At 49.5% G+C, this 20042-nt stretch carries 17 protein-coding genes and 2 pseudogenes; 14 read left to right on the top strand and 5 right to left on the bottom strand.

What is annotated here, in order from left to right; translation table 11 throughout:
- Positions 1-8: 8 nt before the first annotated feature.
- Positions 9-941: a PP2C family protein-serine/threonine phosphatase gene (locus P3339_RS09835; RefSeq protein ID WP_282953257.1), complete on the bottom strand. Its 933-nt coding sequence runs from the start codon at positions 939-941 to the stop codon at positions 9-11.
- Between the two features lie 334 nt (positions 942-1275).
- Between P3339_RS09835 and P3339_RS09840 the strand changes: the two genes are divergently transcribed.
- Together P3339_RS09840 and P3339_RS09845 are read left to right on the top strand one after the other, a co-directional pair.
- Positions 1276-2139 (top strand): FHA domain-containing protein, encoded by an 864-nt coding sequence (locus P3339_RS09840; RefSeq protein WP_282953258.1) that lies wholly within the window; start codon positions 1276-1278, stop codon positions 2137-2139.
- A complete protein-coding gene (locus P3339_RS09845; RefSeq protein ID WP_020413107.1) occupies positions 2139-2396 on the top strand; it encodes a glutaredoxin family protein in 258 nt (85 codons plus the stop codon). The genes P3339_RS09840 and P3339_RS09845 overlap by 1 nt, the downstream gene beginning before the upstream one ends.
- Here the strand turns inward: P3339_RS09845 and P3339_RS09850 are convergent, their stop codons facing one another.
- Positions 2397-4409: a transglycosylase SLT domain-containing protein gene (locus P3339_RS09850; RefSeq protein WP_020413106.1), complete on the bottom strand. Its 2013-nt coding sequence runs from the start codon at positions 4407-4409 to the stop codon at positions 2397-2399.
- Between the two features lie 158 nt (positions 4410-4567).
- Here P3339_RS09850 and P3339_RS09855 point away from each other — a divergent pair.
- Positions 4568-6438, top strand: a pseudogene (locus P3339_RS09855) (ATP-binding cassette domain-containing protein).
- A gap of 40 nt (positions 6439-6478) precedes the next feature.
- Here the strand turns inward: P3339_RS09855 and P3339_RS09860 are convergent.
- Entirely contained in the window at positions 6479-6922 is a 444-nt protein-coding gene (locus P3339_RS09860) for a universal stress protein (RefSeq protein ID WP_020413104.1), read from the bottom strand.
- A 142-nt stretch (positions 6923-7064) separates the two neighbouring features.
- Between P3339_RS09860 and P3339_RS09865 the strand changes: the two genes are divergently transcribed.
- The 5 genes from P3339_RS09865 to P3339_RS09885 all read left to right on the top strand — a co-directional run bounded on the left by P3339_RS09865 (position 7065) and on the right by P3339_RS09885 (position 11339).
- Complete coding sequence (locus P3339_RS09865) at positions 7065-7331, top strand: hypothetical protein (protein ID WP_282953259.1); 267 nt, start codon at positions 7065-7067, stop codon at positions 7329-7331.
- Positions 7283-7588 (top strand): hypothetical protein, encoded by a 306-nt coding sequence (locus P3339_RS09870; protein ID WP_282953260.1) that lies wholly within the window; start codon positions 7283-7285, stop codon positions 7586-7588. The genes P3339_RS09865 and P3339_RS09870 overlap by 49 nt, the downstream gene beginning before the upstream one ends.
- A gap of 215 nt (positions 7589-7803) precedes the next feature.
- Positions 7804-10491: a type I DNA topoisomerase gene (gene topA / locus P3339_RS09875; RefSeq protein WP_282953261.1), complete on the top strand. Its 2688-nt coding sequence runs from the start codon at positions 7804-7806 to the stop codon at positions 10489-10491.
- Positions 10488-10976 carry a DUF6586 family protein gene (locus P3339_RS09880; protein ID WP_020413101.1) on the top strand — a complete coding sequence of 163 codons (489 nt, stop codon included), beginning with the start codon at positions 10488-10490 and terminating at the stop codon, positions 10974-10976. Before topA ends, P3339_RS09880 begins: the two co-directional genes overlap by 4 nt.
- Before the next feature lie 105 nt (positions 10977-11081).
- Complete coding sequence (locus P3339_RS09885; protein WP_282953262.1) at positions 11082-11339, top strand: hypothetical protein; 258 nt, start codon at positions 11082-11084, stop codon at positions 11337-11339.
- Between the two features lie 77 nt (positions 11340-11416).
- Here the strand turns inward: P3339_RS09885 and lexA are convergent.
- A pseudogene (gene lexA / locus P3339_RS09890) lies at positions 11417-12021 on the bottom strand (transcriptional repressor LexA).
- Positions 12022-12185: 164 nt separating this feature from the next.
- On the opposite strand from lexA, the gene P3339_RS09895 reads away from it, so the two are divergent.
- The 6 genes from P3339_RS09895 (at position 12186) to P3339_RS09920 (ending at position 18387) form a co-directional block, all read left to right on the top strand.
- Positions 12186-12824 carry an LOG family protein gene (locus tag P3339_RS09895; RefSeq protein ID WP_020413099.1) on the top strand — a complete coding sequence of 213 codons (639 nt, stop codon included), beginning with the start codon at positions 12186-12188 and terminating at the stop codon, positions 12822-12824.
- Positions 12825-13181: 357 nt separating this feature from the next.
- Positions 13182-14606, top strand: coding sequence for a class I adenylate-forming enzyme family protein (locus tag P3339_RS09900; RefSeq protein ID WP_282953575.1), 1425 nt, complete (start codon positions 13182-13184; stop codon positions 14604-14606).
- 381 nt (positions 14607-14987) lie between these two features.
- The gene (locus tag P3339_RS09905; protein WP_020413097.1) at positions 14988-15620 is read left to right on the top strand and encodes a TetR/AcrR family transcriptional regulator; all 633 of its coding nucleotides are present in this window, start codon (positions 14988-14990) and stop codon (positions 15618-15620) included.
- A 41-nt stretch (positions 15621-15661) separates the two neighbouring features.
- On the top strand, positions 15662-16576 hold the full coding sequence (gene nagZ / locus P3339_RS09910; RefSeq protein WP_282953263.1) for a beta-N-acetylhexosaminidase: 915 nt from the start codon (positions 15662-15664) through the stop codon (positions 16574-16576).
- Between the two features lie 213 nt (positions 16577-16789).
- Positions 16790-17872, top strand: a complete 1083-nt coding sequence (locus tag P3339_RS09915; RefSeq protein ID WP_020413095.1) for a mechanosensitive ion channel family protein — start codon at positions 16790-16792, stop codon at positions 17870-17872.
- Between the two features lie 299 nt (positions 17873-18171).
- Entirely contained in the window at positions 18172-18387 is a 216-nt protein-coding gene (locus tag P3339_RS09920; RefSeq protein ID WP_020413094.1) for a cold-shock protein, read from the top strand.
- Positions 18388-19010: 623 nt separating this feature from the next.
- Here P3339_RS09920 and P3339_RS09925 read toward each other — a convergent pair.
- Positions 19011-19982 (bottom strand): CsiV family protein, encoded by a 972-nt coding sequence (locus P3339_RS09925; RefSeq protein WP_169337107.1) that lies wholly within the window; start codon positions 19980-19982, stop codon positions 19011-19013.
- Positions 19983-20042: the final 60 nt, after the last annotated feature.

Below are 20042 nucleotides of genomic sequence, written 5' to 3' on the forward strand. Positions count from 1 at the left end.
CTGCTCAGTCACATCAGGTGGGGAAGCCCAATTGCCAGGGTAACAATGGTTCCCGCAGCAATAAGTAAGACTGACAGAATTTGCCAGATTTTTTTCTTGTTTGCCTCCACTTCACGGGCTTGGTCGAAATCCTCTGGGAGAATGTTGGGGTTCGTTATGAAAGTGGGGGCTTGGGGAGGGGCGTCTATAATTTGTACGGTTATGTTGTCTTTGCCACCAGCGTCAAGGGCGGCGCTGATAAGAAGATCTACTATCCGTTGATTATCGGTATTCTCTGCGATGATTCGTGTAATCTTCTCATTTGCCACTTCCGAGCTCAGGCCATCGCTGCAGAGGAGTAGTTTTTGACCCGCGGCCCAGCGATAGGAAACTCGATCTACTTCTAATTTGGGGTTAGTACTGCCACCGATACATCGTGTGATTACATGGCGGTTAGGATGATTAGCTGCTTCTTCAGAATTTATTGCGCCTGAGTCCATGAGCATCTGGACATAGGAGTGGTCACTGGTTAACTGGCTGAACTCACCATTTTGCTCATTTGGCGTCCATAAATAGGCGCGACTATCGCCTACCCAGTAAATATGAAAGTAATCTCCTTCCTCGGCGAGAACAACAGCAGTCGATCCCATATTGGCGGTACTATGTTCGTCGCCTAGGAGTAGGGCGTGGGCTTTCTGCAACGCTCGTTCGTAGTGGCGGTCGGTAGATGCGGACTGGGCAATTTCCTCTACGACAGTTTTACTGGCAAGCTCTCCAGCATGATGGCCGCCGAGGCCATCAGCAACAACCCAAATGCCTTTCTGCTCATCTGCCCAGTAGGCATCTTCATTCTGTTCACGCCGGTAGCCAGGATGGGTGGAGCCTGCACTACGTATAGTGCCTGGTGTGCGCTGAACTACTTCGCTTTGCCGCGATACTTCGCGTACTTTGGCTTCACTCACTGGCGTGCAACTACCTGTAATGTATTCTCAATTCGATCGATGGTGATGGCCAGCTCTAAGGCCGACTATCTCTTTCATATGATGCTGCAAGTGTACTTTAAATAACCACACCTGTGACAGCGACAATGGTCATCCCTGTATTGGCTGAATACTAGACTTTTGTGCCGCAGTAAGCTGCAAACCCAATCACACGCTAATGATATCGCCCATGTTAAAATCATTAGCAACTCTAAAAAGGGCTTATTACAGTTGCTTACAGTGCCTCGTTTTAAAGCAATTTTACTGGGATAGCGCCTATTTTTTAATGTCTATTTCGGGCTGAGGAGCGATAACAATGCTCAAACTTTGTGATGTAAAAGACCCGAGCCAGAGTGTTTGGCTGGTTTCACCTGGAGTAACTGTAGGACGTGATCAAGGCTGTGACTTTTCTATTGCTGACGACTCCGTAGCGAAGCTGCACTTGAAAATCGTAGTAAAGGGAGAGCAATTAACTCTCGGCAACACTTCTGGAGGCTCCCGGGTTCTGGTCAACGGCAAACCTATAGAGGCTGCTTGCCGGTTAAAACTTGATGATCAAATCACAGTTGGTACCCGTATACTTAAAATTATTGACCCCAAAGTGACTAAGCTTAAATCTGCTGGGGCTAAAAATGTGGCCTGGGCATTGCGGGCGAATCACCGAGCTATTGCCGGTAAGGTTTTCCCGGTGAAAGACAGCTCGGTTATTGGCCGCTCGGATGAGTGCGATATCGCCTTTTCACTATCCCATTTATCACGTCGCCACGCTCGTTTGGAAGTGCGGGAGGGGTTACTGTTTGTTGTCGACCTTGGTTCGGCGAATGGGACTTATGTTAACAACCGAAGAATCACAGAGTGTCGTGTGCGCAGAGGCGATGATCTGCGCTTTGATACCCTCAGTTTTTCTGTAGTAGGGCCCACAGATGATATTGATCGGACTGCAGTGCGTCCGGCCCTCCCGGAAATGGAGATCATGAAGCCTGTTGCAATGCCCTCTGGCGGTTCGGAGGCTGTAGATGTTACCCAGCCCTCTTTTGTTACTCCGGGCGGTGAACTGCAAGATATTCCCATAAGTAATGAGACCGATCGCAGGCCAGGTATTCGATTTTTGGGCCTGATTTTATTATCGGTAGCGAGTGCGGCTGCTTATTATTGGGCGAATACCCAGGGGGTTATCTGATGAGTGCATCTGCTGAGTTGATGCTTTATACCACCCTTGGTTGCACCTTGTGCGAAAAGGCCAAGTTGGAAATTTGGCCTTTGCTTAAACAGTATGGGTTGCGACTGAAGGAGGTTGATATCGCCGATGATGATGAACTCTTTGAGCGATTTCGTTTGTCAATTCCAGTCGTTGGCCTTGGCAACCCTGATGATGTACGCGCTTGGCCATTCAGCCAGTCTCAACTGGATGAGTGGCTAGCGCAACGCTTAATTTAATCAGAGTTTGGTCCGGGACTCGTTCTCCCTGAGTAGTTGCAATTTGGTACCGCTGCGATAAGCGTAAATTACCGTATAAGCCAGTACATTTTGTACGTAGTTGCGCGTTTCACTGTAGGGGATAGTTTCAATCCAGACATCGTGAGGCAGGCGTTTGCGGGTTTCTTTCAGCCATTTCGCTACCCGGGTTGGTCCCGCATTATAGGCAGCGGCAGCGAGAAATCGATTATTATCAAATCGGTTGAGCAAGGTGCTCAGGTAAAAACTACCCAAAGCAATATTGGTACTGGGGCTCAGTAAATCCCAACTGCGACGGTAACGCACTCCGGCACGCCGTGCTGTGGCACGGGCGGTGGAGGGGAGTAACTGCATTAGTCCCAGGGCGCCGGAATTGGATTTTGCATCGTGGCTAAAATGGCTCTCCTGGCGTGCAACTGCATAGATCATGTAAGGCTCAAGTGGCGTGCTTTGTTGACCAATCTGGGCACTGACATCGCGCACTATATCCGCAAAGGCCAGGGGGAAGCGCAATTCCAGGTCATCTAAGTAGTCGGCCGCGAGTACTGACTGTATGGATTTGTGATACCAGCCCCAGGCACTGGCGACCTTGCCGGCTGCAAGTAGCTCTTCATGACTCATGGCTCTAGTGGCATAACTCCACTCCCTGCGCGCGTGAAAGAGTTCACCAATAGCTTGTAACTCGCGGGCACGCTGTAGGCCGGGGCGATTAGCCATCTCTTTTACTTGCACTGGTGTGATTGGGGCGGGACGGTGAACGAAGCTGTAATTCTGTCCCAGAGCATCGGCGGCGAGAAAACCATAATAGCTGCGTTCCCGCGCGGCTTTGCGGTATAGGACTGAGGAAGCCTCTGATCGCTCTTTGCCATAGAGCTCATCCAATGAGCGGGCTTTCCAGTAGAGCCAGCGGTCATGCTGTTGAGTTTCTTGAGGTAGTCTGTCGATCCAGAATGCGACTTGTTCCCAGTCCAGCTCCCGTAGCGACTGCCGCGCTAGCCACTCGATAGAGCGATTATCGTTGATCGTGTGTCTTTTTGTCAGGCGTAACAGGCCGGGCATATCCTCTTGACGTGCATATTGACGCGCCAAGTGACGGAGCATGTCATTCTGTTCCGCATCACTGAACAGAAGGCTGGCACTGTAGCGCTGCCAAGCTTGTTCAGCGCTTGCTGCATCTTTGCGGGCCAACCTGAGTAAACCGTGCAGGATAATATCTTTATTTTGCTTTGGGTTGCCTAGAAATTTGGAATAGTTGAGCAATTGTTTGGGGGACTTGTGCACTTCGCGTAATAGCGCTGCTTTGCGGCTATAGGAATCCTCCATCTTCCTGGAGATATAGGCTGCAAGCGGCAAGTTCCCCTCTTTAATCGCGAGTAGGTGGCGTTTCCAGGCCATATCCTGAGTGAGGCCTCCATCTCGTATCCAGCGGGTAAAGACTGGGTCACACTCCTTAGCTTGGGAGTGCCCAACCAGCCAAAGTTCTCCTACAAGACGGTAGGCCTCTTCCTTGCTGCCGTTACGGCTTAGAGCATCGGCGTAATAACAGCGCAGACTGGCGCGATTATTTTTCTCAGGTTCGTAGTAGTTTAAGAAAGTGTCAAATTTGCGTTGTTTGCCAAGCTCTTTAAGTAGCCTGACCCGCATCCAGTCACCTATAGCGCTGCTTTCATTTTCGGTCAGAAATTGGTCAATTTCTTTTAAGGGCAGTTGGCGTAACTTTCTGCTGATGGCCCAATATTCAAGATACGGAGCCAGCGGATAGTTTTTTAGTTGGTTTTTCAACTCTCGTAGCTGATGCTGGTTGTTGTGCTTGATCGCAAGCCGGGCGCTACGCAGCTTCTCACGCTGGTTGGCAATGACCACCGGTAGCTCAGTTGATCCCTTCTCCCGCCCCTGTTCACGGACTTCGGTCAAAGCAGATACTGGAATAGCAAGGCAGCTCCAAACAAGTAAAAGTGAGATGAGTAGGGTCAATTGCTTTGTGTCGGCTGTCATCAAAGTTACCCTGTTAAAATTTGCGCCCTTGCAAGTTTGCGAGACGGCTCGGTAAAAAAGCGTAAAATAGCGGATTTTCCACAGGACCCGTAATAACAGTTTCGCGTATTTCATCTTGCGGATCCATTTTCCGGGTTTGTTAATTGTAGTGCCTAATTATGTTGCTTCTTTTGGATGGGGTTAGTCTCCGCTATGGGACCCAAGTACTTGCCGACAACGTCAGTGCAAAAATTGAGCGAGGTGATCGCATTTGTTTAGTGGGCCGAAATGGGGAGGGAAAGTCTAGCCTGTTACGATTGATAGCGGGGCAGGTGGACCCTGATGGCGGAGAAATCGTCCGGGCCAGTGGTATGGTAATGGCGACATTGGAGCAGGAGTTGCCGGTGGGCTGTACTGACTCCGTTTACAGCTATGTTGCTAAGGGGTTGGGTGAAATAGGTACAGTGTTGGCTGATTATCGTGATACCCCCACTGCTGAATTGCAAGGGCGCATAGAAGCTGGCCACGGATGGGACCTATTACCACGTATTGACAGTGTCCTGGATCGTTTGGGCCTTTCAGCAGATGAGCGGGTAGCAGACCTCTCGGGGGGTGGCAGCGTCGTGCAGCCCTGGCCCGAGCACTGGTGACTGAACCCGATTTACTGATTTTGGATGAACCCACTAACCATCTGGATATTGCTGCGGTGGAGTGGCTTGAAGGATTCCTGGCCAACTATCGAGGCGCCCTGCTTTTCGTCAGCCATGATCGGGCGCTGGCGCAGAGGCTTTCCAGTGCAGTATGGGATCTGGACCGTGGTCACCTTCGTGTATTTCGCTGTCAGTTTGAGCGATACCAGGAAGAAAAGGAGAAGCTCCTGGAAGAGGAAGCGAGAAACGATGCCCTGTTCGACAAGAAGCTTGCTCAAGAGGAAGCTTGGATTCGCCAGGGTATCAAGGCGCGTCGAACCCGTAATGAGGGGCGTGTCCGTGCTCTGCAAGCACTGAGGCGTCAACGAGAGGCGCGCCGGAGCCAGCAGGGTATTGCCCGGATGTCCCTGGATAGTGGGGAGCTGTCCGGCAAGCTGGTGGCGGAGTTAACCGATGTTTCCTTTGCTTACCCAGGTGAGCCCTCCCTGATTCAGGATCTCTCCTTCACCCTGTTGAGGGGTGATAAAGTCGGCTTGATCGGCCCCAATGGTGTCGGCAAGAGTACCTTGATTCGCGTGTTGCTAGGGGATTTGAAACCGCAATCCGGTCATGTACGCCTGGGTACCAAGCAGCAGGTGGCTTACTTTGATCAGCGCCGTGATCAGCTCAACCCTGAACTTACGGTATTGGATAACATTGCTGAGGGGCGGGACTCCGTAACTGTTGGCGGCAAAAGTCGTCACGTTATGTCCTATTTGTCGGATTTTCTCTTTAGTGGAGTTAAGGCCAGAACAAAGGTTGGCGCTTTAAGTGGAGGAGAGCGTAATCGAGCCCTTCTTGCAAAATTGTTTAGTCAGCCTGCCAATATCTTGGTACTTGATGAGCCTACCAATGATTTGGATGTAGAAACCCTGGAGCTGCTGGAGAAGTTGTTGCTGGAGTTCAGTGGTACCGTGTTACTGGTGAGCCATGATCGTGCTTTCCTGGATAATGTGGTGAATTCCTGCCTGGCTTTTGAAGGTGATGGGCGAATTTGTGAATATGTGGGTGGCTATGGAGATTTTATTCGTCAGGGAGGCAATTTTGCGGCGGATGCAAAAGTAGATAAACAAGAGACAAAGCCAGTAGAGACCGACTCGAAGTCTGCAGTAAGGGAAAAGGCGCCAGCAAAGAAAAAGAAGCTGAGTTATAAATTACAACGGGAGTTGGATAGCCTGCCCGCTCTGATTGACCAGCTTGAAGATGAAATTAGCGCTATTGAGATGGAGGTGGCCGAACCTCAATTTTATCAACAGGAGCAAACCCTGGTTCAGGCGCGCCTCAACTTGCTCGCAGAGAAGCAATCGGAGCTGGAAGCTGCTTTTGAGCGTTGGTCTGAACTTGAAGGTGGTGAAGAATAAGCGAGGGAATGGGCTGTTTTTGATACAGCCCATTATTTAATTACTCGTCATCTATATGCACTCTTACAGCCAGCACATCGCACTTGGCACCATGCAAAACCCCGTTAGCGGTTGAGCCAAGTAAGAGTGCTAGCCCATGGCGGCCGTGGCTGCCGATAATAATCAAGTCTGCTTCCAGGTCTTTGGCTAGGCGGTGAATTTCAGTCGAGGGTTGTCCCAGGATCACATGCTGTCTTTCGGAGGGAATGTTGAGCGGTTGTGCGGCTTTTTGTAGCTGTTCCTTGGCTTGGCTTTGAAGTTGGTCCTGAACTTCAGACAGGTCCATGGGGATATCCCCGCCATAGGCAAAAGTCAGCGGCTCAATGGCATGAACCAAACTGAGCTCAGCTCCAAATGCTCCGGCCAGTGCGGCGGCCTTATCCAGTACTTGGGAGGATTCCTCCGAGAGGTCCAGTCCAACCAAAATTTGTTGGTATTTCGCCATAATTTTTACTCCTGTCCCTTATACGTGCTCTTTGGGTGCACTTTTCGACAGACATTTTCAGTCTACCGTAAAAAAACTGATTGACATAGATCACACAAGGCACCGCACAATAGTCATTTATTTCTACCTCTAAGGAGCCGTTATGTCCCAGTGGTTGCCGGTGATTATTATTGGCTTTGCCATCGCGCTGGTATTGGGGCCGGTGATGTGGCTAAAACCCAATCAACGTGACTCCCGCTTGGCTGATCTGCGCGGTCGAGCGGCGCAGAAGGGGATTACAGTGCAGATCCAGGCACTTCCCCCGCGCTTGATAAAGGCACTGCTGCGGTTTATTACTACCGGTGGAATGACCGCAAGAGGTTGCAAATTGGTTGGACCCTCCAGCGCCAGCGGGTGGAGCATGAGCTGAACTTTGCCGGGAGTTGGGATTGGAGTAATGGTCGTGCTGCACCCAAGGCGGCATGGAAATATCTGCACAAATTACTCGACGCGATACCCTCCGGAAGCTATGCAGTTATTGCTACAGATATCGGATTGGGGGTGCAGTGGAGTGAAAATGGAGGTGATAAAGCCTTTGAAAAGCTCTCTACCTCTTTGGCGGAATACACCCCCCATATAGAAGAAGCAATACGTAAAGTGAGCCAGATAAAACTCCCGGAAGACTAGGTCTTCAAGGGGGGTACGGCTGCCGAAATTTGGCGTCGGAAGGCACTCTCACAAGTGGTTTTGAGGGGCAATTAATCCTGACTTGGTACGGAAAATTGTCAGCTTTGCTTGACCCCGCAGGAAGTGAGGCTTATATATTCGCGCAGCACAGGTCCGATGAAGGGACCTGAAAGGCTTCGGATAGCAGTAAAATTTTCATTTGAAATCAAAGGCTTATGGGTAAATCACTGGTCATCGTCGAATCACCGGCCAAAGCGAAAACGATCAACAAATACCTCGGTAAGGACTTCGTTGTGAAGTCCAGTGTCGGTCATATTCGCGATTTGCCAACCGGTGGGGGTAACAAGCAACCCGTAGACGCGAAGGAGCGTGCGCGGCGTGCAGCTGAAACTCGCAAGCTCTCCCCTGAGGCAAAGGAAGCTTACAAGCGCAAGAAAAACCGCGAGCAGCTTATCAAGCGTATGGGCATCGATCCCGATCACGGTTGGCAGGCGCACTATGAGATTCTACCGGGCAAAGAAAAAGTCGTAAGTGAGCTGCAGAAGCTTGCTGAGAGTGCCGACCACATCTACCTCGCGACGGATTTGGATCGCGAAGGGGAGGCTATTGCCTGGCATTTGCGCGAGGCGATAGGCGGCAATGATGATCGCTACCGACGTGTAGTTTTTAATGAGATTACCAAGTCGGCAATCCAGGAGGCTTTTAAAGACCCTGGGCGTTTAAATATCAACCGGGTTAATGCCCAGCAAGCTCGCCGCTTTCTCGATCGTATAGTTGGGTATATGGTGTCGCCCCTGCTTTGGGAAAAGGTAGCGCGGGGGCTCTCCGCTGGACGCGTACAGTCTGTTGCTGTGCGCTTGGTAGTTGAGCGTGAACGTGAAATTCGTGCATTTATTCCTGAAGAGTATTGGACCCTATTTGCAGATACGGCGACACATAAAGCAAACAAACTGCGCCTTGAAGTAAAAAAACAGGCTGGCGAGGTATTCCGTCCCACTAACGAGACTGATGCCAGTAGTGCTGCGCAGAAGCTGCAATCCAGTGAGTTTGTAGTCAGTGGTCGTGATGATAAGCCAACCAGTTCCAAGCCTGGCGCTCCCTTTATTACTTCGACACTGCAGCAGGCTGCGAGTAATCGCCTGGGCTTTAGTGTCAAAAAGACCATGACCTTGGCCCAGCGCTTGTATGAAGCCGGCCACATCACCTATATGCGTACTGATTCAACCAACCTCAGTAAGGAGGCGGTTGAATCGGCGCGTGAATATATTGGTGAAAATTACGGTGGTAAGTATCTTCCTGACACACCGAACAGCTACAGCAGCAAGGAAGGTGCCCAGGAAGCTCACGAGGCAATTCGTCCATCTGATGTTCGTATTGCGCCAAATATGCTTTCCGGAGCTGAACGGGATGCGGAGCGACTCTATAACCTGATTTGGCAACAGTTTGTTGCTTGCCAGATGACACCCGCTCAATTTACCTCCACCTCGATAGTGGTGACAGCAGGGGAGTTTGAGCTTCGCGCACGAGGCCGTGTTATTCGCTTTGATGGCTTCCTTAAAGTGGCTCCTCCCGCTGGCAAAAAAGACGAAGACCTTGTGTTGCCGGATGTGAAGGTCGGGGATAAGTTGGCTTTGGAAAAGCTGGACCCGAAACAGCACTTCACCAAGCCCCCAGCCCGTTTCAGCGAAGCAGCCCTGGTAAAAGAGCTGGAAAAACGTGGTATTGGCCGCCCCTCTACGTATGCTTCGATTATCTCCACCATCCAGGATCGCGGATATGTACGGTTGGAGAACCGTCGCTTTTATGCAGAAAAAATGGGCGATATCGTTACCGATCGCCTTAGTGAGAGCTTCAAGAACCTGATGGATTATGGGTTTACCGCGAATCTTGAGGAATCCTTGGATGCGGTGGCCGATGGAGATAAGGGTTGGAAACAGTTACTTGATGAGTTTTATCAGGACTTTTCCTCGCGCCTTGAGAAGGCACAGTCAACTGACGAGGGCATGCGCCGCAATACCCCGACAGATACGGACATTGAGTGCTCAAAGTGCGGCCGCCATATGCAGATTCGAACCGGCTCCACAGGAGTTTTCCTGGGGTGCTCCGGTTATGCTTTACCACCCAAGGAGCGTTGCACCAATACCATGAATCTGGTTTCTGGTGATGAAGCGGTGGATGCAGATAAAGATGAAGAAGCAGAATCCCGGCTGCTGCGTGAGAAGCGCCGTTGTGCCATATGTGGTACAGCGATGGATAGTTACCTTGTCGATGAACACCGCAAGCTGCATATCTGTGGTAACAATCCGGATTGCAGTGGCTATGAAGTGGAGCAGGGAACTTTCAAAATCAAGGGTTATGATGGCCCAATTATCGAGTGTGATAAATGCGGCAGTGATATGCAGCTAAAGTCCGGTCGCTTTGGAAAATACTTCGGTTGTACCAATGAAGCTTGTAAGAATACCCGTAAGCTTTTGAAAAATGGCCAACCGGCTCCCCCGAAAATGGATCCGGTATCTATGCCAGAGTTGGCCTGCTTAAAAGTGGAGGATCACTATATCCTGCGTGATGGGGCTTCGGGTTTGTTCCTTGCTGCCAGCCAGTTCCCTAAAAATCGTGAAACTCGCGCACCACTGGTGAGGGAGTTGCTCCCGCATAAGAGTGAGATTGATCCTAAATACACTTTTCTGTTCTCTGCTCCTGTTGAGGATGATCAGGGACGGGATACAGTAATTCGTTTTAGCCGCAAGACCCAAGAGCAGTATGTACAGTCTGAGGAGGAGGGCAAGGCAACGGGGTGGCGAGCCTTCTACCGCGATGGTAATTGGCAGGTTGAGGCCGGCAGTAAGGCTACCACAGCGAAGCGCAAGCCAGTGCGTAAAAAAATAGCTGCAAAAAGTAAATGAGTAATCCTTTTACAGGGCAGGTTGCCTCGGCTCTGCGCAAAGCCCAGCTGTTACTGCAGCTGACCAGTGATGTGTCACCGCTGCAAAGTGCCGCACTTGAGGAGGCGGTTGTGTTGCAGCTCTGGAAAGCATACAGAGCTTTTCTTGTTGAGCTTTCGCATCAGCTGCAGCTGGGTTTTGAGCCGGAGTCCCTTCAGATGATAGCTGACAGCCTTGAGACTCAGGGCAGGGCCAGTAATGAGGTGAAAGAGTTACAGCAATTGAATGAGCAGCCCGATAGTTGGCTAAATCAGCTGCTGCAAGCCTGGACTTTGCTATTGTCATTGCCGTCAAATACTGAGGTTAAGCGCGAAGCGCCCAATTTGATACCGATACATAATGTTGGTCGGGAACCGGTAACAATTACCGTTCAAGGGCTCACGCAATGGCATAAATCTATGGTTGAGTTGATTCGTAGGCAGCGGGCCAATCTGGAAGAGTGTTAGTCGCAGGTACTTTCGTACCATGTTTCTCAGCTTTTAGGCCCCTGATACTTCTAATTTGCCTGTGGTACACTGTGCGCAAACTGATGTGCAGTGAAGGAAAAGCGAATGTCCTCCGAAACTTTCGAAATTATTGAGCTGGCCAATGGCGATGTGGCATTGCGTCGTGCTGGTCACAAGGAGGACCCTCTGGTGAGTATTCATTTCTCAGCTGAGAGTCTACAATTCCTGAGAAAACACAAAGTGGCTGTTGCGCGTGCAATGCTGGAAGCAGGTATAGAAACTGTACAGAATTTGGATGATCTGGAGCCTGGTTACTTTGAAGAAGAAGATGAGTCGATGCCGGTTAGCCATACTATCCATTGATTGAATGGTTAACAGAGATATGATTCAACAGCGGCCATTGGCCGCTGTTGTTGTTTTAGCTTTGAGATAAATACAGGTTATGGTGTTTGACGAATGACGCCTACTGCCAAGCCTTCGATCACAAAGTTCTTATCCCGCATATCCACCTGGATAGTTTCAAAGTCTTCATTCTCTGGCAGCAGTTGAACAGTCGCTTGATTACCTTTACGGCGGAAACGCTTAACAGTTACTTCCTCGTCAATTCTCGCTACGACAATCTGTCCATTCCTGACTTGCTCAGTTTTCTGTACTGCAAGCAAATCCCCATCCAGAATCCCCGCATCGCGCATACTCATTCCATGAACCCGCAATAGGAAGTCTGCAGGGGGTGAAAGAAGCTGGCAGGAAGGTCGCAGTAATCCTCAATATGCTCTGTAGCAAGAATTGGGTTGCCTGCGGCTACACGCCCGATAATGGGAAGCCCCGACTGGTGATCGGGGATACGAATTCCACGTGAGGCGCCGGCAACCATCTCAATGGCCCCTTTTCGCGCCAGTGCTTTCAGGTGCTCTTCTGCTGCATTTGGTGAGCGGAACCCCAGTTCCTGAGCGATTTCCGCTCGAGTGGGAGGGTAGCCAGTATCATCGAGATAGGCTTTGATGAGCTCTAATACCTGAGCCTGGCGTGCGGTGAGATTGGTCATAGATTTACCTAGCTTTTCTGTATTTATATACAGTTGCTGGGATTATATACAGAATTAAGCTTCACGCAATCCTAACACCCGCCTCTTCATAAGCTGCTACATTGTTTATGAAAACAAGTAATGAGAGTAATCGTTGAAAGATCTGACAACGAGGGAAAAAAATAATGTTAGATGTGAAAATGCCAGAGGCATGGCGGGTTCTGCGAATTCAGTCCGAGTTGGTTGATGGAATAGAGCGCCTGGTAGCGCTCAGTGGAGCAGTAACAGTTTTTGGAGGGGCGAGGTTTACCGAGGATAGCCCTGAATATCAACAGGGGGTAAAGCTGGGAGAGCTGTTGGCTGCGGAGGGGGTGCCCGTGATTACAGGTGGAGGGCCCGGCCTTATGGAAGCCTGTAATAGAGGAGCCTTCGATCAGCCAGGCACCTCCATTGGGTTAAACATAGAGCTGCCTTTCGAGCAGGCGGCGAATCCATACCAGGATATCAGTTTAAATTTTCGTTATTTCTTTGTTCGTAAATTTATGTTTGTTAAGCACGCAGTAGGCTTTGTGGGCTTGCCTGGTGGCTACGGAACGCTGGATGAACTGTTTGAAGCGCTGACATTGGTGCAGACACAAAAGGTCCGTCGCTTCCCCATCGTGCTTGTGGGTAAGCGCTATTGGGCAGGACTCTACAATTGGTTGGTAGATACAGTACTTGAACGAAATTGTATTGATGCCAGTGACCTGGATTTATTTCATATCGTGGATACCGTCGAAGAGACAGCGGACCTGATTATGAAATATATGCGGACCAGGGACTGATCAAACGCGACTCTATAAATGCCAACATCTGATACTGAAAGCTCCACAATGAGTTGGCCAGTGATTTAATGGGTTTTGTAGTCTAGTCAGCTCAATTCAAATTTTCTTGATAAGAGATAAACCCTCTTTGCGTTTTTATTGCTAAAAATGGTAGCTGCTTTAGGCAAGGTCCCGGTAGCCTTTTCGTTGAAGTTGCAATAATTCAAATTCTTTCATTGCTCAAAGTTAGTTCTTAAAGCGTTGGAACTTCCATAGAGTCTATTCTTTATTCAGTTCCTTCCAGCTTCTTAGATTATTTAAGGTTATTTTTTTGGAGATTGAATTGTGCCAATTTTCGGCCCCCGATTGTCGAGGCCTGTGAACTTGGGGGATCTGCTATCTCTGCCCCTGAATAGCAGGCCGGATACAAAGGCATTAGTTTCAGGAAGTCGAGAATGGACTTGGAGGGGGTTGCAGAAGGATATTGATGCTCTGGCCAAGGGGTTGATCACAATGGGATTACACAAAAGTGATCGGGTCGCAACCCTGATGCCTAACCGGGGTGAAATGCTCGTTTTTTATCTCGCATGCTTGAAAGTGGGGCTGGTGGTTGTCCCGCTAAACTACAGGTACACAACTCTGGAGATTGACTACGCTCTTGAAAAGAGTGGCGCAGTTGCGCTAATTATAGGTGCAGAGCGGAGTGAGGATATCCAGGATAGTAAATTTATTGGTAAATTAAAAAAAGGGTTTCTTTACTTTGGTGGTGTGTTCGAAGATACAAGAAGTTATGAAGGTCTAATCAATGCCGGTGGGCAGCCTGCTGAAATTCCTGTATCCAGTATCAGTGATCCTGCATTTTTATTTTTTACATCTGGAAGTACTGGCAAGCCAAAAGCCGTTGTGCACAGCTTGCTATCCTTTGGTTCTATCGTAGCTGGTTTCGTTGCTGCCCTGAAGTTAACTCGGGACGATATCGTTCTGCCTGGAGGTTCAATCGCACATGTCGGGTCGCTTTCAACGGCCCTGGCAGCTCTATCCGTGGGTGCGAAGACAGTTATTCCACAAAGTTTTGATGGTGAGGAAATTCTGTCGATATTGCGGAGTAGCCGGCCAACTATTTTGGTTATGGTTCCGGCAGTATTTATTGCAATGGAACGCAATCCGGGAGCCAGGCGTGAAGATTTTGAATCTCTTCGAGTGTGCTTCACAGGCGGAGACAAATTTCCAGTAAATATTGCTAAAGAATTTACCAACAAAACCGGCCATATGATCCAGGAAGGATATGGACTGACAGAAGCTCCCGACTGCCTTTTCAATCAATCGCTCTCACCAGATAAAGCTGGATCTGTAGGTACTGTTGCTCCAGGCTACGTTGCTAGCCTGCGCGATGAGAAAGGCCAGGAAGTGGCACCTAATGTTGATGGCAATCTCTGGCTCCGTGGGTCGCCAGTTATGACTGGCTACTGGAAAAACCCCCAGGCAAATAGGGAGGTGTTATCTGATGGTTGGTTTGATACGGGCGATGTTATGCGTGTCGACTCTGATGGTTGTTTTTGGTTTCGCGGTCGAAAGAAGCAAATTATTGTCCACGATGGCTCAAATATATCGCCTCAGGAAGTAGAGGAAGCTCTCATGGAGCATCCGTCTGTAAATCTAGCAGGCGTAATCGGTATTCGTGATGACACGCACGGGGAGAGCGTTTGGGCTTTTATCACCTTGAAAAAAATGTACCTATGCCAAGTGTCAGTGAAGTTATTCGTTTTGCAAAAAAACGTATTGGATACAAGGCTCCGGAGGTAGTCGAAATTCTGGCGGATATGCCAATTAATCCAACAGGAAAAATTGACAGGGTGGCCTTAAAGAGGCTTGCCGAAGCCCAGTTGGTTCAAGGCAAGGAAAAGTGAATATATTTGGGGCCTGGTGTCACAGGCGAAGGCACCTCCGTATTTGTGCTTCCAGCAAATCAAAATCTCAGATCTGGCTTTTTTGCTCTATAGGATGAATCGAGAAGCCCTCCGATATTTTTCCGAGCCGTCCTCTATATACCTGTGTAATGTGACTTAGGGTGAAGCACTGTAACCGCTTCCAGCTGATGAAGGAGATGAGTGCCGTTGGCTGAGCAATGGAATGTGCTACTCTGGCCAGAGTTAAACAACTGTTTTAAATGATGGTTTGAGAGATATGAGCCAGACGGATACTGTCAGCCGCATTCTGGATGCAGCCGAGGCCCTGTTTGCAGAACGTGGTTTTACTGAGACTTCCCTGCGCACAATTACGAGTACTGCAGGGGTTAACCTGGCTGCGGTTAACTATCACTTTGGTTCAAAGAAAGAGTTGATCCAGGCGGTTTTTGAGCGATTCTTGACCCCCTTTACCGAAGACCTTGAGGCCGAGTTAGATCGTCGTATCGCCACCGGCCAAGAGCTGCACGTGGAGGGATTATTAGAGAGCCTCTATCGAGTGGGCCTCGGTGGTTTGAGTGACAGAGGGCTCGATCCACAGCGTTTTATGCGCCTATTGGGGCTGGCCTATACGCAGTTCCAGGGGCACTTACGTCGCTTTATAGTGTCTCGATACGGGGATAGTTATCGCCGTTTTGCAGGCTTGTTGGCTGAGGCCTTACCGGGTGTGGACCCTGTAACCTTTTATTGGCGCCTGTACTTTATGCTGGGGGCTACGATCTTCACCCTGTCGAGTTACGATGCCATAGAAGCTATCCTGAGAGAGGATTTTGGTGCACAGAGCAGCCTGCCGGAGACCCTTGAGCGGTTGGTTCCGGCGGCCTCTGCAATGTTGAAGGTGGAGGCTATCTAGTTTTAAGTGGCTCTTATTGGCTGATAACAGAGGAATAGAATATGTCTGCACCCTTGGGACCGGTCATGGTTGATATTGAGGGATTAGAGCTTACCGATGCGGACTGCGAGCTTCTGCGTCATCCCCTTGTTGGCGGGTTGATTTTCTTCGCACGTAATTACCGGGATCGCGCGCAGCTGCAAGGCTTGATAGCGGATATTAGAGCTGTACGCCCTGAGATTTTAGTAGCTGTTGATCAGGAGGGGGGCAGGGTTCAACGCTTTCGTTGCGAGTTTACCCGTTTGCCATCTATGCAAGTATTGGCAGCGAAGGCCAGCGAGGAGCAGTTGCAGGACGTGGGTTGGCTATTGGCCACTGAATTGTTGGCGGTAGGGGTGGACTTCAGCTTCGCCCCGGTATTGGATGCTGATGATCAACACAGCCGAGTGATCGGCGACCGCAGCTTTTGTGCAGATCCCAAGCGTTTGGAGCTATTCGCACGTCCATTTATGCGAGGAATGCACGAAGCAGGCATGGCGACAACGGGTAAGCATTTCCCTGGTCATGGCCATGTACTAGAAGATAGCCATGTAGAGCTTCCTGAAGACAAGCGTTCACTGGAGCAGGTAATGGAGTCCGATGCCTTACCTTTTGTGGACTGCATCGCCTCCTCTCAATTGGATGCAATAATGCCAGCACATATTCGTTTCGTGAATATTGACAGTCAGCCGGTCGGATTTTCCCGTTACTGGCTACAAGACATCTTGCGAGGGCGATTGGGTTTTGGCGGTGTTATCTTTAGTGACGACCTGTCGATGGAGGGGCTGGTGCTGCAGGCGGTTATGGAGGGAGAGTTCGTGCAGCGCTGGAGGCGGGATGTGATATGGGGGTTATTTGTAACAACCGAGACGGCGCCTTGGAGGCGCTGGCCGCCCTGCAGGATTACATACCTCAGAGAGAATCCAGCGAGCGTTTGAAAGCTATGCGTGGCAGGCCCTTGATAACATCCTGGTCGGAACTTGAAAAGAGTGCGCGTTGGCATAGAACCCGTGGCTGGTTGGCGTCGATAATGCATTAAGGGCTCGAAATTTTGATGCCCGCCCAAATTATCTGGGAGTATCAAAAAGATTGTCGAGCTCAGATTTAGATGAGCGGAGGGGGTATTCGTGGAATCCGTAGATAGCATTCTAATGTCTTGGCTCGGTGAGAACCGGGTTTGGATAGTATGGGTTTTCCTTATTGTGCTGGCTTCAGCTTTGGGAGCCTGGGCCTTTGGGCGCTTTGTACAGCGATTAGCGGCAAGAGCCGAGAAGACGGTTAATCCGTGGGATGATGCTCTTGTTGGGGCCATGTCACCACCTGGACCAGTGCTTGTTTGGCTTGTGGGATTGACTGTTGCCGCGCAGCGGGCAGGGCAGGCTACCGGGGCTGAGATTTTCTCTCTGGCTGAACCAATACGGGAGATAGGGCTTATCCTGGTTTTATCCTGGTTTGCCTGGCGATTTTCCCATAGCGCTGAGCACAACCTGTGTAACCCTCGCTATATTGGCAAGCCGATGGATGCCACTACAGTGCGGGCAATCGGAAAGTTGGTGCGGGCCTCCATCGCTATCACTGCCGGCATAGTCATCATGCAGTTTCTTGGCTATAGCGTCAGTGGCGTGTTAGCGTTTGGCGGCATTGGTGGGTTGGCAGTGGGTTTTGCAGCCAAGGACCTGTTGGCCAACTTCTTTGGCGGGCTGATGATTTACTTGGATCGCCCATTTGCCGTGGGCGACTGGATACGCTCTCCTGATAAGGAAATTGAGGGTACCGTTGAGGATATTGGCTGGCGCCTGACACGCATCCGCACCTTTGATATGCGCCCTGTGTATGTTCCCAATAGCATCTTCACTCAGATTTCTGTGGAGAACCCCTCGCGAATGCTCAATCGCAGGATCTTTGAGACCATCGGCATCCGTTATGAAGATGCCCATTCAATGGCTTCAATAGTGGCGGATGTTAAAGAAATGTTACAGCAGCATCCTGAAATTGACTCTAATCGAACCCTTATAGTCAATTTCAATAGTTTTGCTGCATCGTCGTTGGATTTCTTTATATATACCTTTACCAGAACAACAGATTGGGTGAGATATCACGAAATCAAACAGGACGTTCTGTTAACTATCCTAAAAATTGTCGAAAAACACGGTGCCTCCTGTGCGTTTCCGACTTCGACTATTCATATTGCCGATATTCCTTCATTAGCCCGTGAGGCCGCGTTAGACAGTTGAGTATAGGGAGTGCAATAAGGTACAAATGATTAGTTTATATATGGTCTCTAAGTGATATTTTGACGGTTAATTACCCATACTGGTAAAAACGTAGTATTTATTTCACATAGAAACCTAGACACTGGCGCTGTTTTATCTAAGAATCAGGGTACGTCCTTTGGGTACCTACCTAAAGGATTAAGCAAGATAGCATTCTGCATGAAGCAGTCTGTTAACAATGGGGTGGCGTTTGCCCCTCTTGCCGAAAGTAGTATTGAGGTAATTGAGGTAGGCGCAATAACAATAATGAGGTTTTCTCAATGAGTGATCGCGTTACAGGTACTGTGAAGTGGTTTAATAACGCACGGGGTTATGGCTTCATCACCTGTGGAGAAGGAACTGAAGACATTTTTGTTCATTATCGCAGCATTCGCGGCGAGGGTTATAAAACCCTTAACGAGGGGCAGGCGGTAGAGTTCGAAATGCAACAAGGTGACAAAGGACTGCTGGCGGAAGATGTTGTTCCCTGTGAGTGATTTACGGATCGCTCGTTGAAAGAACTGTTGTCGTGTAGGGTTGTGCAGATACCTGCTGCCAGCTCTGCCAGCGCCTCTGGAAAAGTGGGCTGAAAGGTCCGCTTTTCTATTCCGTTTCCTTCATTGGATTGGTTCCTTTTTTCCGTAGGTTAAGAGGTTGGCTATTTTGTGACTGTTGATATTGCTACGGTCTAAATGCCCGCCGCCAGTATATTTTGATTCTCGTTTTATTCTCTCGCTTAATCCAATTGAATTAACCTCTCATTAATTTTTAGAATTAATCAATTTGAAACCTGTTTAATGTTATAGGCTTCTTTCCCAATTGTGCCCCAAAATTCTGCGGTTAGTGAAAATGTATTGTCCAATCAAAAGGATGTAAGGAAAGAAAATTGATAATTAAGCGTATGTTGAAAAAAGTGGTTTGTTATAAGAGCTGATTTCTGTATTTAGTTTATAAAAAATTATTCTTTAGTCTTTTTGCATGCAATGTACTTAATTCGAAATTTATTAACTGACTTTAAATTTGGTTGTATCTTGGGGAGTGTAGATTGGCGAGGTAAAGGATTAAAGTAATACCCCCCATTGTTGTGGGGGATAAGTTGGCTAGCTTAAGGTTTTATTAGTCAGTTTCCAGTATTCGAAATATTATTCTCTATGGTATTGCTTGCTTTTATATCTTCTTCTGTCGGTTTAGCTACGGTGCGGACTTCAATCAGAATACCGAAGGCGGGGTGGTCGATATAGTGTAATTGTCCGCTACGTAAGCGGCGTTCATGTTGCAAGCGGGCAGTGTGAGCGGCATAAACCATATGCTCAGTTTCCAGCTGGGGCTCGCTTAGCGTTACAGGTTCATAGTCTGACAAGGAATTTGGGACATCCTGTAGCGCAACGCTCTTATAGTTTTCTTCAGACTGTGCCCTGCTTTTTATTTCCAGTGGAGCTTCGACGGCGACCCTTGGTCGTTGTGGCAACAATACGCCATCAACGGAAGCTGGGGTGGAAAAATCATTTAGCCAGAGGTCTGTGCTGATGTGGAGATAGCGGGAGACGCTCAGGGTGATCGAGCCTCCCAGTTGGCTGTGGCCTTGGAAGGTGTCGCCGCCGTCGATCAGAATGGCGGGGGAGTTTCGCTTTTGCTTCAATATTTGGCGCCATGCCTTGTGAAACAGAATCCGGTCACCACCTCTTGCAAGGGCAGTAGCCTTGTTGCCCAGTAGGGTTGCTGTGGGCGAGAGGAGTAAACTGGAGTGACTTCCTGACTCTACCTTATCGCCATTGGTTTCCAGCGGCTCAAATCCCAACGGCTCATCGGTGCTGACTTCTTCCCCGGCCAGTTCTGTTAGAGATACCGCTTCTGGAGAGGGGGTCGGTTGTGGGTTTTCCTGGCGGGTCTCGAAGTCCACCCAGTTGGAAGGGTACTCCAGGCGTGGATTTGCTGGCCAGTTTTCACTAGTCTGCGCCATGCCTTGGGGGCGCTCGAAAATGATCATCTCGATTTCGAAAGTGTTCCCTGCATAGTTGGCGGCTTGCGTGCCTGCAGCAGCGAGCGCCAGGGCTAGGGTGGAGCAGAGGCGAGTTATCCTTTTCACGGTCATGGAGTTACCACTTTTCATCTTTCTATGGTCGGTGCCTGGAGGAGCGGCCGAAGCCAGTTT

The sequence above is a fragment of the Microbulbifer sp. MLAF003 genome (assembly GCF_030012965.1).
GTDB classification, from domain to species: domain Bacteria; phylum Pseudomonadota; class Gammaproteobacteria; order Pseudomonadales; family Cellvibrionaceae; genus Microbulbifer; species Microbulbifer variabilis.

Coding starts and splice junctions, on each gene's coding strand:
- P3339_RS09840 (WP_282953258.1), top strand. CDS start 1,276: ATGCTCAAACTTTGTGATGTAAAAGACCCGAGCCAGAGTGTTTGGCTG.
- P3339_RS09845 (WP_020413107.1), top strand. CDS start 2,139: ATGAGTGCATCTGCTGAGTTGATGCTTTATACCACCCTTGGTTGCACC.
- P3339_RS09850 (WP_020413106.1), bottom strand. CDS start 4,409: ATGACAGCCGACACAAAGCAATTGACCCTACTCATCTCACTTTTACTT.
- P3339_RS09860 (WP_020413104.1), bottom strand. CDS start 6,922: ATGGCGAAATACCAACAAATTTTGGTTGGACTGGACCTCTCGGAGGAA.
- P3339_RS09865 (WP_282953259.1), top strand. CDS start 7,065: ATGTCCCAGTGGTTGCCGGTGATTATTATTGGCTTTGCCATCGCGCTG.
- topA (WP_282953261.1), top strand. CDS start 7,804: ATGGGTAAATCACTGGTCATCGTCGAATCACCGGCCAAAGCGAAAACG.
- P3339_RS09880 (WP_020413101.1), top strand. CDS start 10,488: ATGAGTAATCCTTTTACAGGGCAGGTTGCCTCGGCTCTGCGCAAAGCC.
- P3339_RS09885 (WP_282953262.1), top strand. CDS start 11,082: ATGTCCTCCGAAACTTTCGAAATTATTGAGCTGGCCAATGGCGATGTG.
- P3339_RS09895 (WP_020413099.1), top strand. CDS start 12,186: ATGTTAGATGTGAAAATGCCAGAGGCATGGCGGGTTCTGCGAATTCAG.
- P3339_RS09905 (WP_020413097.1), top strand. CDS start 14,988: ATGAGCCAGACGGATACTGTCAGCCGCATTCTGGATGCAGCCGAGGCC.
- nagZ (WP_282953263.1), top strand. CDS start 15,662: ATGTCTGCACCCTTGGGACCGGTCATGGTTGATATTGAGGGATTAGAG.
- P3339_RS09915 (WP_020413095.1), top strand. CDS start 16,790: ATGTCTTGGCTCGGTGAGAACCGGGTTTGGATAGTATGGGTTTTCCTT.
- P3339_RS09920 (WP_020413094.1), top strand. CDS start 18,172: ATGAGTGATCGCGTTACAGGTACTGTGAAGTGGTTTAATAACGCACGG.
- P3339_RS09925 (WP_169337107.1), bottom strand. CDS start 19,982: ATGACCGTGAAAAGGATAACTCGCCTCTGCTCCACCCTAGCCCTGGCG.